The sequence below is a fragment of the Acinetobacter sp. PK01 genome (assembly GCF_022819285.1).
GTDB classification, from domain to species: domain Bacteria; phylum Pseudomonadota; class Gammaproteobacteria; order Pseudomonadales; family Moraxellaceae; genus Acinetobacter; species Acinetobacter tandoii.
Genome location: NZ_CP094643.1, coordinates 2,887,711 through 2,900,975 on the forward strand (window position 1 = coordinate 2,887,711; position 13,265 = coordinate 2,900,975).

The window sequence follows — 13,265 nt, forward strand, 5'->3', positions numbered from 1 at the left end:
AAAATTAAAATTTCTAATATATGCATTAAAAAGCATTGAATTTCGATACCAGACTAAACTGATTTACCCCTTACCTAGCGTTAGGTTCGACGTGCTGTAAGCTTTGTAAGTCAAAGCACTAAAATTCTAGTGACTGATTCGGGGCTGATTGTAAACTCATCAATGACTAGCACAATAATTTTTAGACTCAGGTTATCCATCAAAAAATATATTGATGAATAGCTCTTCAATAATATCTTGCTACAATCAAACTACTTTTATTAATTTACATCTGATTGTGATTATGGAAGTAGCTTATCTACCAAATTAACTTTATATAAGCTCCTACTTTCTATTCACAACCAAATTTAATACTTCTTGCATTTCCTTTGCATCATCATCAGATAAAACCCGATTTCTTCTCTTCGAAAGATTCTGTCCCAAGCCCAAAAAACCAATTGTATAAATAAAAAGATATTTCAAATTAAAATAGATAAAATTATAAATTTTATTATTCATTTGATAATAATTTCTTATTTTATGTTCATCTGAACATGTTTTCAAAAGATTATCGATAGAGATATTTCCAAATTCACGATAAAAAAGAAGTAAATCAGGAAGAATTGCTATTTTTAAATCATTTTTACCATATGCACGACACCACAGCTCAAAATCTTCAGCACGAGGATAGTCTAAACTATATAAATTTCTTATATACCATTCTTTTCTAGCCATTACAGTTGGATGAGCTATATGAAACTTAAAAGGTTTAGATATTTCAGTAATAAGTGAATTGACACTTCTGAATCCACAGACTCTATTCTGATCATCTATAGAGACCAAACCCGTAGAAACAAGATCAACTTGATCATTTTCTAAAAGATATTTTAATTGTACTTCCAAGCGACTGGGATGCATAATATCATCCGCATCCATCCTTGCTATAAATTTACCTTCAGATTCCTTTATTAATTGATTTAGACGATTGGGTAGTTTTTTATTTTCACCATCACAGAGTACTTTAATCCTTCGATCACTACCTGCAAACTCTTTAGCAATCTTCAAGGAATTATCCGTGGATCCATCATCTACAAGAATTAACTCCCAATTTGTATATGATTGACAAAGTACAGACTGAATGGCAAAAGCCAAGAACTTTTCAGCATTATAAAATGGAATACCCACACTAATAGTAGGTGTATTTTCAGACTCATTTATCATAGAAATAAAAACCAATGTAAATTAGAATCAAAATTAAAACATAATGAATTTTTATTTTTTCCTTAACAAAAGGTGAATAAAATAATGGTGAAATTAGTAATGGAATAACACACCATGAAAACAATCCCCAACGATCAGAAAATGGCAGTTGAAATGCCATAAAAAATATAACACTTGCAATAATATAATAAGAAACAAGAATATTATATTGATAAGATAAATCGATATCAGTTAACTTATTTTTAACATACAGAGATACAAGTAGAAAAAAAGTATTAAATATTACAAACTGCGGCCTAAAACCTATGATGTAATCAGAAACTTCATCCGAAAAATAGTCTGCATGTCTATCTTCACCTAAAAAATCTAAAAACACTGATGAAAAGTTTAAAAAACCATAATTAAAGTAAGATAAAATTATAGAAAATAAATAGATAAGAATTAGTAAATTAAAAGCTCTAATTTTACTCATGATAACAGAACAAAAAAATATTAAAATTGGTATAATTGAGGTCAAATGAAAAGCTAATGATAAAAATATACACAATAAAATTATAATATTATTTTTCTTACCAACCCATAAAGAATAAGCTAATAACAGAAAGGCTAATGATACACCTTGCCTGATCACATTAATACTCATACTTAAATAAAAGAAAAATGAAATGCATGCAAAGAAAGTAATAAGAAGATTTGATTCAAATTTTTCAGTATAGTTCTTTAATGCTTTGTAAGTAACTGTATAAAATAAGAAGGATATTAATAAAAGAAAATAAGTATAACCCAAATTGAAATATCTTAGAGTCGAAGCAACTAGACCGAATAAAATACCATCACTAAAATTCAACTCAGATGTTTCATTCCAAAGTATATCAAAATAACTAACTGTATCAGCACCTACATCATATTCCCTCAGACCCACGAGGAATATTAAAAAAATTAAAGGTAAAAAAACTAAATATTGACCTAATTTATTCTGTAGTAAAACATCCTTCTTAATTTCATAAGACAAAGCAGAAGCCAAGACCAAACAGGCTGTACATAAATAAATTAAATTGTATAAATTTAAAAAAGCAGTATTATCAATTAATATCATTAGAAATACTATCCATATTATTATACAGGGCTAAAAGTTCGACGGATTTTTGTTTTATATCAAAACCCTTCTTAGCAAGCACTTCGACATCACTACCAAACTGAGTACTTACTGGATTTATATATTCAAACGCTTTAATCCATCCTTCAATGTTATTTAAGTCTTTAAAATCAATTAAGTTTACACCCAGATCAACTTCTTTTGATATCTTAGAGGATATTATAGACTTTAAACCAATTGCTTGACTTTCCACCAACACTACTGGAAATCCTTCATGTAATGATGGCATTAACATGACATCAGCACCAGCCATTAAGTTTGGTATATCATCTCTAATACCTAATAAATACACATTTTTATCTAAAGTGTAATCTTGTATCATTTGTCTAATAGAATTCTCTAAAGGACCTTGACCTACAATCAAAAATGTAAAAGCAATATCTTGCTCCTTTAATTTTCTAGCAATTTCTAACGACAATCTATGGTTCTTTACCTCACTTAACCGGCCAACTTGAATAATTTTCAACCCTTGAATATCATGTTTAATGCTTTTCCAATAATTCTTATTTTTTTCTGCTATTTGTCTATATAATTTTAAATCAATAGCATTATTTAATAACCAAACATTTTCTGTTGTCCCAAATAAATATTCCGCTGCTTCTTTACCACAAGCTATTTTTTTTGTTGATAGTCTTTTATTTAAATATATTGCAAATTTTTCATATAAAAAAGCTAGAACTCCAAATTTACCATTACTTGTATTATGCGAATGTGAAATTCGATGCTGAATACCAGCCCTTTTTGCTGCTAACAGATGAAAAGCATTACTTAGCAACATATGTGCATGTACAATTCGATATTCAGAATGTTGCTTTAAAAAACTTGTTAGCTTAAACATACGTTCAATTGGATTCTCGGCAAGAATTGGAAAAATTCTGCCACCCAATTCTTGAATTTCATCATCATAATCACCTTGTTGAGTCGTAAATTTAATAAAGTCAAATTGAACTTGGGTGCGATCAATATGACGATATAGATTCATAAGCATAGTTTCTGCACCAGCACGATCCATTTGACCAACTATATGTAAAACTCTAATCACTAAAGATTCCTACCCATACATTTTAAAATTTTCGGTATTAATCTGATTTGCATTCCTGACAGGGGTTTTATATATTCAGGATTTTGCTATTGTTATATTGCAACTGCAAAATCAGTCTCTTTATGTTCAAATTCAACAACAGTTTAATATTTATTCGAGCTATTTAATGCTAGTTTTTATTAGAAATCCTTATTATCCAGTATTAAAAAATGATGTTTTATAGGACAATCAACCAGCTAAAACATCAACGATTCAAGAAAACTATAGAATTAATCCAAGCTTATCAATTTTAATATCAGTTACTACCAAAATATCACTTTATCTTTGATTTTAAATAATTTTTTATCAAATCCTTATGCGTTTTTTCGATACCCAAACCATATATTAGCGAAATTACTACTAAAGTTTCTAACACAAAAACGGTCAAAAATCCAACAAAATCACTTAAAACAACAAATTCAGCTATCACCTTGAGGGCTAAAATAATTGTAACGGTAGTAATCATTATATTAACTAAAACCTTCCTTAAAAATTTAGATAGATCAAAATCAGTGATCAGTTTTTTTACTATCCATAAGTTTAAAAATGAAGCTAATGCAGTATTAATGACATAAATAATATAAGCGTAATAATAGTTAACACCAAATTTAAATAAAAAATAAACCAATGGAACTGATGATAGAATGAGAGTACCAGTTAAAATGCTAAATTTTTTCAAATTACCAGTAGCATGAATTAACATAACAATTGGATAAAAAAGTACCTCAATTAAACTAGAAGTTAGTACAAAAATAGTAATGACTTCAGTATAAGCAGGCGGAGATCCCAGCCAAAACTTTAAAATATAATCAATATTAAATATAATGGGGGCACAAAATATCAACATAAAATAATAAGAATATTTTGCCGAATAAAATGTTAACATATTCATTCTATCAATATCATAATCAGCATAACTACGCATTAATTGAGGTTTAACTGCAACCGATAGATTACTAGATAAGCTATATAACGCTGCATTAATTTGATAACTTATCTTTATACTTGCCACTGCTATCAAACCAAAAAAGTTATTCATCAAGAGCATTATTCCCTCAACTTTAAAAACCACGCAAAAATTTAAATACAACTCCCAACCAATAAAATTTATTATTTTTTTAAGAAAATTATTATCTATATAAAATTTAATCCTTGCTTCAACGATATTTAATTGACTATAAATTACATAAGTTAATCTTGTCAAAAAAACTATACAAATAAAACCTGTTGCATAATATAAAAGTTTATCATGAGTAAAAAATATTAAAATATAAGACAATAGTAATTTCAAAGTTACATCAAGTATAGAAATCAAAGCATATATTCCAAATTTCTCTTTCGCCATTAATATAGATTCAAATGGAATAGTAATAACTAAAATAAATAGAGATATTATTGATAAATGAAAAACTTGCATAGAAATATTTATTTTTTCAGCAGGTAATTTTACAAATGAACTAATTATAAAAGTACCAAATATTTCAATTAAAATACAAAAAAGCAATGCAATAAAAATATGTAGGAAAAAAGCTGTAGAAAATATTTTTTGAATATAGGGTATATCACCCTTTCCCACCTCTATATTTAGGAAACGATTTGTTGCATTTGATAATGCAGTCTGAAAAAATGAAATTAATGCAATAACGCCTGCTATTGCTCCATATAGTCCAAAATCCTCTATTCCAAGATTTTTTAATAATATTCTAGTTGCATATAAGTTCAGTACGACTGTAATCAAAAGCCTAATGTATAAAGCCAATGTATTATTTAAAATTTTTTTATTTTTAGACATAATTTATAATCAACTTTTAAATATTAAAACATATAAAAATTGCTTCATCTAATTTTTGCAAAACCAAATAAACTGGCCTATGATTGCGATAAGTTTTTTATTTTAATATGCTTGCCTGTGAATTCCTTATATTACCTTACTAGCATTTAATTCATAATTAATCGATATTTGATCAAACTTTATATAACTTTATCTAATGCATTTTTAATTATATTAAAGAAATCATACAATCAATAAAATGCTGTCACTAAGTACAAGACTGTAATTATTATCGATCAGAAAATTTCAATCTTTTTCCATCATATCCTGCTTGTATCATATATACAATTACTAAGTCTTGTTGACACCACATCTTTACTACTGGACTGTAGTTAAGCTTGCACTATTATCAAAAATTATAATTGCACAGGATAATTTGATGTATTAGTATATTTATTAAACAATCTCAATCACCCCCGATTGAAATATATTTATAATAGTTTATAGGGGTACAGAGTGAAATTACTACAATATATTGGCCTCTTAGGGTTCACACTCAGCACTGTCGGTTGTGCTCTAGCACCAGGCCTTCAAACTTATAATTTACCTGAACAAGGTGTCTATCAAACTGAACTTGGTAGTACAGTGCATGTCATTCAACTCAACCAAAATACTTTACGTGACTTAAATCAAACTTCAGATAGCGATCTGCAAGATTATTCTAGCTTATTTCGTCATGCCCAACTCTCATACAAGTTGAGTCCAGGCGATATTCTATCCATTTACTTGTGGGCTTATCCTGAAATTACCCCTGCAGCGAGTAATGTTTCCAGCGAACAATCGATTCAAGCCAATGGTTATCAAATTGATCAAAGCGGCTATATTCAATTTCCAATGATTGGCCGCTATAAAGCCGCAGGAAAATCACTCCCTCAAGTGAATCAAGAGTTGCGTAGTCAACTCTCTCATTATTTAAAAACACCTGATGTGATTGCGCGTGTCTTATCTTATCAAGGCCAGCGTTATTCAGTCCAAGGCAACGTGATGAGAGGCGGCCAATTCTTTCTGAGTGATCAACCTGTCAGTGTTTATACCGCTCTTAGTATGGCTGGTGGAATTAATACTCAATATGGCGATAACACCTCTATTACATTGGTACGCCAAGGTCGAACTTACAAGTTGAATAGTATTCAACTCGAAAAGTCCGGTTATTCTTTACACAATTTGCTCATCCAACCCAATGATACACTTTATGTAAATTCTAAAGAGGACCAGAAGATTTATGTCATGGGTGAGTCTGGCAGGAATCAAGCTTTGCCCATGCGTGATCAAGGCATGACCTTAAGTGATGTTCTGGGAGAAAGCTTGGGCATTGATTCAAATACTGCAAGTGCTAAACGAATTTATGTACTCCGTAGTGACCCGAAGCATCAACAAACTGAACTGTATCATATGAATTTAATGAGTCTCGGTAATTTCGGTTTAGCCAATCAATTTAGAATGCGTAGCAATGATATTGTTTATGTTGACGCTACAGGCTTAGCCCGTTGGCAACGTATCATTACCCAAATTTTACCGTTCTCTAATGCTTTGTATAATATTGATCGATTGGGAACTAACTAATACATATTCAAAATATTCTTATGGGCTGTATTGGAAATATTTGTCCTTGTCCAATGGCAAAATACGTTTCCAAGCAGAAATTTCTTCAATTGCATATTGGACAAGCATAGCCGTTTCTCAAAGGGAAAATATTTCGTTTGAGTTACTGATAAGGTAAGAATATTTCCAATCCTTACCAGCATGGTCGAGCCGTTTTTGATGACACCTGTCAACTTATATAAACCTGTATAAATGACTGGAAACAATAAATTTAACCCATAGATAATAAAATTATGAGCCAAAATACCAATAAAGTAGAAACAAGTGATTTAAAAGAACTATTTTTTTCACTCATCGCTCAATGGAAACTGATTGCGTTATGCACCATCTTAAGCTTGGGGTGTGCACTGCTTTATTTAAGAGCTACACCTAACACTTATGCTGTGAGCGCTTTAATTCAGGTGGAAGACAGTAAAGGGGCTGGTACCGCTGCCTTACTCGGTAATTTATCTTCCATGGTAGACCAAAACTCACCAGCTCAAGCTGAAATCGAGATTCTAAAATCTCACTTAGTACTCGGGAATGTAATTCAACATCTCAATCTAGACTTACAAGTCTCTGGTACAGAAAACACATTTTTCGGTCGTTTACTCTCTCCACACATTTATAAAACCCAGTACAGCACTCAATCTGTCTTGTTTAAAGATAACGAGAAAGCATTCGAAATAACACAATTTAAAGCCCCAGAAAACTACGAAGATCAAAGCCTTGAACTCCGCTTCACAGATCATCAATTCAGTTTAACAGATCCCAAAACTGAGCAAATTTTGCTTACAGCCAAGGTCAATCAACCGAATAGCATTCGTACTGCTGATGGCGTATGGAATATTACGATTCACACTCAAGATCAACTCAATGATACCTATCTCATTCAGAAAAAATCTTTACCTGCCGCAATAGATAATATCCTCACCAATTACTCAGTTGCAGAAAAAGGCAGGCTCACTGGTATTCTAGGGCTAAACTATCAAGGCACAGATAAAGAGCATATTATCAAAGTACTGAATGCTATTTTAGCCTCATATAGCCAACAAAATATTGAACGTCGTTCTGCAGAAACCGCACAGACACTGAAGTTCTTAGATGAGCAACTACCTGAGCTAAAACAACAACTTGATGTTGCAGAACGTGAATTTAACAAATTCCGTGAGCAATACAATACGGTTGATGTTACCAGAGAGTCTGAGCTTTATCTTACACAAAGTATTAACCTTGAAACTCAGAAAATCGCCCTGCAACAAACACGTGCTGAATTGGCACAGAAGTACACAGCTGCACACCCTGAAATGAAACAAGTTAATGCTCAACTTGAAGCAATTAACAATAAAATTAATGAACTCAATACAACTCTTAAACAATTACCTGACTTGCAACGCCGCTATTTACAGTTGTACCGTGAAGTCGAAGTTAAACAACAACTCTATACCAACTTATTAAATTCTTACCAACAACTGCGAATTTCCAAAGCAGGTGAAATTGGCAATGTTCGTATTGTCGATACTGCAATCAAACCAATTAAACCAATTTCACCTAAAAAATTACAGATTTTACTTTTATCTATTTTCTTAGGTGCTTTCTTCGGTACACTTTTAGCCTTTCTACGCAATATGCTACGTACAGGCATTAAAGATGCGTCTCAAATTGAAAATGTATTAAATCTGCCTGTGTATGCAACTGTTCCGCATTCACCTGCACAAGAAAGCCATAGTAAACTGCTTGAAAAGAAGAAACATATTCCTATTCTTGCAATTAAAAATAGTGATGATATTGCGATTGAAAGCTTACGCAGCATGCGTACCGCTATTCAATTTGCGCTCAATCATGCACCTAACAATATAATTATGATTTCTAGTCCAGCACCAGAACTAGGTAAATCCTTTATTGCCACTAACCTCGCAGTTATTCTAGCGCAAACCAATAAGCGTATATTGTTGATTGATGCTAACCTGCGTCGTGGGCATTTACACCAATATTTCAATCAAGATAATCAAGCAGGTTTAGCAGACTTTTTAAAGGGTCAGCAGCCTCTTGAAAAGATTATCAAACATACAGAAGTTGAAAATCTATCGTTCATTACATGTGGTGAAAGCCCAGCAAACCCTTCAGAGTTATTGAGCATGGATGGCTTTAAAAATCTACTCGAACAGCTCTCTGGTCAATTCGATCATATTATTATCGATACACCACCCATTTTGGCGGTGACAGATAGTATTATCATTTCACAATATGCAGGTGTGAATCTTGTGATTGCACGTTATGCGAAGACCCAAATGAAAGAGTTAGATCTTGTTATTCATCGGTTTGAACAGGCCAATACCAAAATTACGGGGATTATCATCAACGATATTCAACGTACTGTAGATTCACATTATGGTTATAACTATGCTTATCATTATAAGAGCTCGAAAAAAGTTTAATTTATTTTCAAAATCCATTCATAGAAAGAACGAGCATCATGCTCGTTCTTTCTCACTTAGGCAGAATATTAAACGATCCTCAATAAATATGAGAATCAATTAAGCCACTTTACCTGTGACTAAAATTTTAGTCATGCGTATTGCCTAATAAAGCTTTCAGTAAACCCTGAGTCGAAGCATCAAACTGTGCAATATCCGTTTGCTGACCATTCAGTACGGGCAATAATTGATTGGCAATCTCTTTGCCTTTTTCCACGCCCCATTGATCAAAGGGATTAATATTCCAAATCACCGATTGCACAAACACTTTATGTTCATAGAGTGCAATGAGCATACCTAAAGTTTTTGGATTCAACTCATTCACCAATATTGTCGTGCTTGGCTGATTTCCCTCATATTTTTTATATTCAGGCAGATTTTCTACCTCATTCTCGCACAATGCTCGATTGCCAAAGGCCAATAATCTAGATTGAGCTAGACAGTTAGAAAGTGCCAAATGATGTTGCTCAATTAAGGCTTCTGCATTTTCAACATAAGTAAATTGCTTGGCATTATAGCGCTGTACGGGTGCGATAAAATCACAACTGACCGCATGTGTACCTTGATGTAACAACTGATAAAACGCATGCTGTGCGTTTGGACCTACCTCCCCCCACACGATCGGGCAAGTCGAAGATTCAACTTTTTGATGATCACGTTGTAAAGACTTACCGTTAGATTCCATCTCAAGCTGTTGTAAATACGCAGCAAAATATTTTAATCGACCATCATAAGGAAGAACGGCATGGGTTTGCATGTTCAGATAGTTGGTATTCCATACCCCCAATAACCCCATCAGCACAGGAATATTTTGCTCAAATGGTGCATTTTGAAAATGCTGATCGATCAAATGCGCACCTGACAACAATGCTTTAAAGCCTTCAACCCCAATTTGCAAAGCAATCGGTAGCCCAATACAAGACCAAAGCGAATAACGCCCCCCGACCCAGTCCCATAATAAAAACTGGTGATCTGGATGAATTCCCCAAGCCGTCATTTTGTCAGGTTTAGTCGATACACCAATAAAATGACTTTTTAGAACACAATCACGTTGCCCTAAAGTTTTCTCTAACCATAGGCGAACTGTTTCAGCATTCGACAAGGTATCAATCGTTCCAAATGATTTGGAGGAAATAATAAACAAGGTAGTTTCAGGTCTTAACTGATGCAAGAGCTCTGAAAGCTGGCTGCCATCCATCGTCGAAACAAAATGTACATTTAAGGGTTTCGCTGTTTGGACTTTAAAATCTGATAAGGCATGAGAAACCATCAAAGGTCCCAAATCTGAGCCACCTACCCCAATGTTTACCACATCTTGAATGACTTCACCCGTCACGCCACGATATTGCCCTGCATGAATTTTTTCGACCAAATTAAACATCCGATCTAATTGTTCATGCACTTGCTGAGATAATTCTGGGAAAACTTCGGAATCTTGAGGCAAGCGTAAAGCCCAATGCATGGCTGCACGTTGCTCTGTGTAATTAATAGCCTCAACGGAGAATAACCGACTGATCCAAGCTTTTAATTGTTTTGCTTCTGCTAATAAGAGCAATGCCTTTATCACAGGCAAATTGACACGGTGCTTACTAAAATCGAAAAGTAAATCTTCACAATACAGACTGAAGTTTTCAAAGCGTTGTACTTGTTCTGCAAAAAGCTGGTTTAAATGAATCGACTGCATTTCTTCCGCTAACTGATGTAGTTTTTGTTCAGTAGAAGGAAATGCTTGCTTAGGAAAATTTTCGATATTTTCTCTCATATTCGACCAACTCCCTCATATGCAAAACCCTGCGCTTTAACATATAGAGGATCATAAATATTACGTCCATCTAGAATAAGTGGATGACGCATCAATTGCTGTAGTTTTTTATAATTAGGACTAAAATATTCTTTCCATGCGGTGATCACACATAAGGCATCCGCATCTTGAACTGCATCATAAGCATCTGTACACAAAATTAAATCTTCACGATGACCATACTGTTGATATATTTCTTTCAGCGCTTGTGGATCATGCAGTTTCACCTTGGCACCTTGCGCCCAGAGTGCATTCAGCATGGCATGAATTGGGGAATTATGAATACTCGAGGTGTTTTCTTTGAATGATGCTCCCCAAATTGCAACAATTTTATTTTTTAAATCCGAATGGTAATAATTCCAGAGTTTACGAAATAAAATTTCTTTTTGCTGCTCATTGATCTCCAAGACTTGCTGCAACAGACGGCTTTTTGCACCACTTTTCGAAACTTCACTGGATAATGTCAAAATATCGTGAGAAAAATTTTCGCCACCAAAACCGGCTCCAGGTGCTAAATAAGCCGAGCCTATTCGCGTATCTGCCCCCATCCCCTGTTTAACATTGGCAATATCAATGCCCAACTTTTCAGCCACCATCGCCAAATCATTGATATAACTTATCCGAGTCGCCAACATGCCTGAAATACTCAGTTTAGTAAATTCTGCGTCTAGAATCGGCATGAACAAATATTGATTAGTTGTACTAAACATCGGTCGTAATAATTCTTCAACCAAAGTTTTAGCCTGTTCTTCTTCCACCCCCACAATAATCTGCTTCAGATGAAGTACACTATTGATGGCATTACCTTCCTGAATCACATCTGGTAAGTAGACCCAGTAATCTTGAGGCGAAATCTCGCTAAGCTTGTTTGTACCATTTAATCCAAAAGTTGCAGCATTAATCATCAATCTTGGATGAATAATCGGTTTCATAGCCAATGCTTTAAGAGCCTGAACCGCTAATCCAATCTCAGTTGGGCTATAACAAAAGAAATAAACATCGACATCTAAAGGGAGTTCAACGACAGAACAATAAAGCAGATGCCCAAGTTTATGCTGTCGATTGAGACGAAAATTGACTTCTTCGTCTAAATACTGAACCCTTTTCTGATGGGAATGCTCATTATTTTTATGACTGCACCAATACACTTGATTGCCATATTCGGATAACAATACTGCCATGACACCAGCATTCAGTGTCGCACCTAATATCGCAACTTTCATGATTCACCTACAAAGCTTATTTTTATTCGACATTCAATTCGGCAATCAACTGCTTAAACTCATGTCCTAATTTTGGATGAGCAATACCATAATGTAAAACAGCCTTTAAGTAGCCAAGTTTACTGCCACAGTCAAACGTTTCACCTTTCATGCGATAGGCTTCAACAACATCAGTGGTCTGCAACATAGCAATGGCATCTGTTAACTGGATTTCATTGCCTGCCCCTTTGGGGGTTTGTTCCAACAACTGCATAATTTTTGCAGGCAGAATATAACGTCCCACCACTGATAAATTCGAAGGAGCCGCCCCTACAACAGGTTTTTCTACAATGCCCTGCATGGCAATACTTTCACCTTCTGCAGGAGATTTAGCTACATCCACAATACCATATTGATCCACCATGTACTCAGGAACTGCTTCAACCATAATTTGTGCAGCTTGAGCAGCTTCATAACGCTGAATCATGCAGGCAAGATCATTTTGATCCGATTTTTCTTTGACCAAAACGTCTGGCAATAAAACTGCAAAATCCTCGTCACCAATAATACTTTTGGCACAAAGCACAGCATGACCTAAACCTAATGGTTGTGGCTGACGTACACTCACAACACTCACATGCGCAGGTAAAATTTCAGTAATTTCTTTTAAGAGATCAGTTTTATTTTTCTGTGCTAGTGTCGTTTCAAGTTCAAAATTTCGATCAAAATAGTTTTCGATAGATGCTTTGGATGAGTGTGTGACTAAAATAATTTGTTCAATTCCAGCCTGAACCGCCTCACGCACAACGTATTCAATTGCTGGACGGTCAACCACTGTGACCATTTCTTTAGGAATAGACTTACTTGCAGGTAAAAAACGCGTGCCTAAACCAGCAACAGGCAAGATTGCTTTTTTAATCATGGAATTGAACTCAA

At 33.9% G+C, this 13,265-nt stretch carries 9 protein-coding genes and 1 pseudogene; 3 read left to right on the top strand and 7 right to left on the bottom strand.

The features are described 5' to 3' along the window. Window positions 1-324 precede the first annotated feature (324 nt). The 4 genes from MP622_RS13640 to MP622_RS13655 form a co-directional block, all read right to left on the bottom strand. Window positions 325-1,200 carry a glycosyltransferase family 2 protein gene (locus MP622_RS13640; RefSeq protein WP_243791398.1) on the bottom strand — a complete coding sequence of 292 codons (876 nt, stop codon included), beginning with the start codon at window positions 1,198-1,200 and terminating at the stop codon, window positions 325-327. Next, entirely contained in the window at window positions 1,190-2,296 is a 1,107-nt protein-coding gene (locus MP622_RS13645; RefSeq protein ID WP_044739736.1) for an EpsG family protein, read from the bottom strand. Before MP622_RS13645 ends, MP622_RS13640 begins: the two co-directional genes overlap by 11 nt. Next, a complete protein-coding gene (locus tag MP622_RS13650) occupies window positions 2,283-3,398 on the bottom strand; it encodes a glycosyltransferase (protein ID WP_243791400.1) in 1,116 nt (371 codons plus the stop codon). Before MP622_RS13650 ends, MP622_RS13645 begins: the two co-directional genes overlap by 14 nt. Before the next feature lie 313 nt (window positions 3,399-3,711). Beyond that, a complete protein-coding gene (locus MP622_RS13655; protein WP_243791402.1) occupies window positions 3,712-5,229 on the bottom strand; it encodes an MATE family efflux transporter in 1,518 nt (505 codons plus the stop codon). A gap of 495 nt (window positions 5,230-5,724) precedes the next feature. Here MP622_RS13655 and MP622_RS13660 point away from each other — a divergent pair, with 495 nt between their 5' ends. The 3 genes and pseudogenes from MP622_RS13660 to MP622_RS13670 all read left to right on the top strand — a co-directional run bounded on the left by MP622_RS13660 (window position 5,725) and on the right by MP622_RS13670 (window position 9,287). Next, entirely contained in the window at window positions 5,725-6,831 is a 1,107-nt protein-coding gene (locus MP622_RS13660) for a polysaccharide biosynthesis/export family protein (RefSeq protein WP_243791404.1), read from the top strand. Further along, window positions 6,831-7,052, top strand: a pseudogene (locus MP622_RS13665) (hypothetical protein). The gene MP622_RS13660 and the pseudogene MP622_RS13665 overlap by 1 nt, the downstream one beginning before the upstream one ends. Before the next feature lie 51 nt (window positions 7,053-7,103). Then, on the top strand, window positions 7,104-9,287 hold the full coding sequence (locus MP622_RS13670) for a polysaccharide biosynthesis tyrosine autokinase (RefSeq protein ID WP_243791406.1): 2,184 nt from the start codon (window positions 7,104-7,106) through the stop codon (window positions 9,285-9,287). A 127-nt stretch (window positions 9,288-9,414) separates the two neighbouring features. On the opposite strand, the gene pgi is transcribed toward MP622_RS13670, so the two are convergent. From pgi to galU, 3 genes are read right to left on the bottom strand one after another with little or no spacing between them, the layout of a single operon-like run. Continuing rightward, a complete protein-coding gene (gene pgi / locus MP622_RS13675) occupies window positions 9,415-11,088 on the bottom strand; it encodes a glucose-6-phosphate isomerase (protein ID WP_243791407.1) in 1,674 nt (557 codons plus the stop codon). Next, window positions 11,085-12,350, bottom strand: a complete 1,266-nt coding sequence (locus MP622_RS13680; protein WP_243791409.1) for a nucleotide sugar dehydrogenase — start codon at window positions 12,348-12,350, stop codon at window positions 11,085-11,087. The genes pgi and MP622_RS13680 overlap by 4 nt, the downstream gene beginning before the upstream one ends. 22 nt (window positions 12,351-12,372) lie before the next feature. Further along, window positions 12,373-13,251 carry a UTP--glucose-1-phosphate uridylyltransferase GalU gene (galU, locus tag MP622_RS13685; protein ID WP_243791411.1) on the bottom strand — a complete coding sequence of 293 codons (879 nt, stop codon included), beginning with the start codon at window positions 13,249-13,251 and terminating at the stop codon, window positions 12,373-12,375. Between the last annotated feature and the right edge of the window lie 14 nt (window positions 13,252-13,265).

Excerpts from the sequence above, each read along its gene's own strand:
- MP622_RS13655 (WP_243791402.1), bottom strand. The coding sequence starts at position 5,229 with ATGTCTAAAAATAAAAAAATTTTAAATAATACATTGGCTTTATACATT.
- pgi (WP_243791407.1), bottom strand. The coding sequence starts at position 11,088 with ATGAGAGAAAATATCGAAAATTTTCCTAAGCAAGCATTTCCTTCTACT.
- galU (WP_243791411.1), bottom strand. The coding sequence starts at position 13,251 with ATGATTAAAAAAGCAATCTTGCCTGTTGCTGGTTTAGGCACGCGTTTT.
- MP622_RS13645 (WP_044739736.1), bottom strand. The coding sequence starts at position 2,296 with ATGATATTAATTGATAATACTGCTTTTTTAAATTTATACAATTTAATT.
- MP622_RS13670 (WP_243791406.1), top strand. The coding sequence starts at position 7,104 with ATGAGCCAAAATACCAATAAAGTAGAAACAAGTGATTTAAAAGAACTA.
- MP622_RS13640 (WP_243791398.1), bottom strand. The coding sequence starts at position 1,200 with ATGATAAATGAGTCTGAAAATACACCTACTATTAGTGTGGGTATTCCA.
- MP622_RS13680 (WP_243791409.1), bottom strand. The coding sequence starts at position 12,350 with ATGAAAGTTGCGATATTAGGTGCGACACTGAATGCTGGTGTCATGGCA.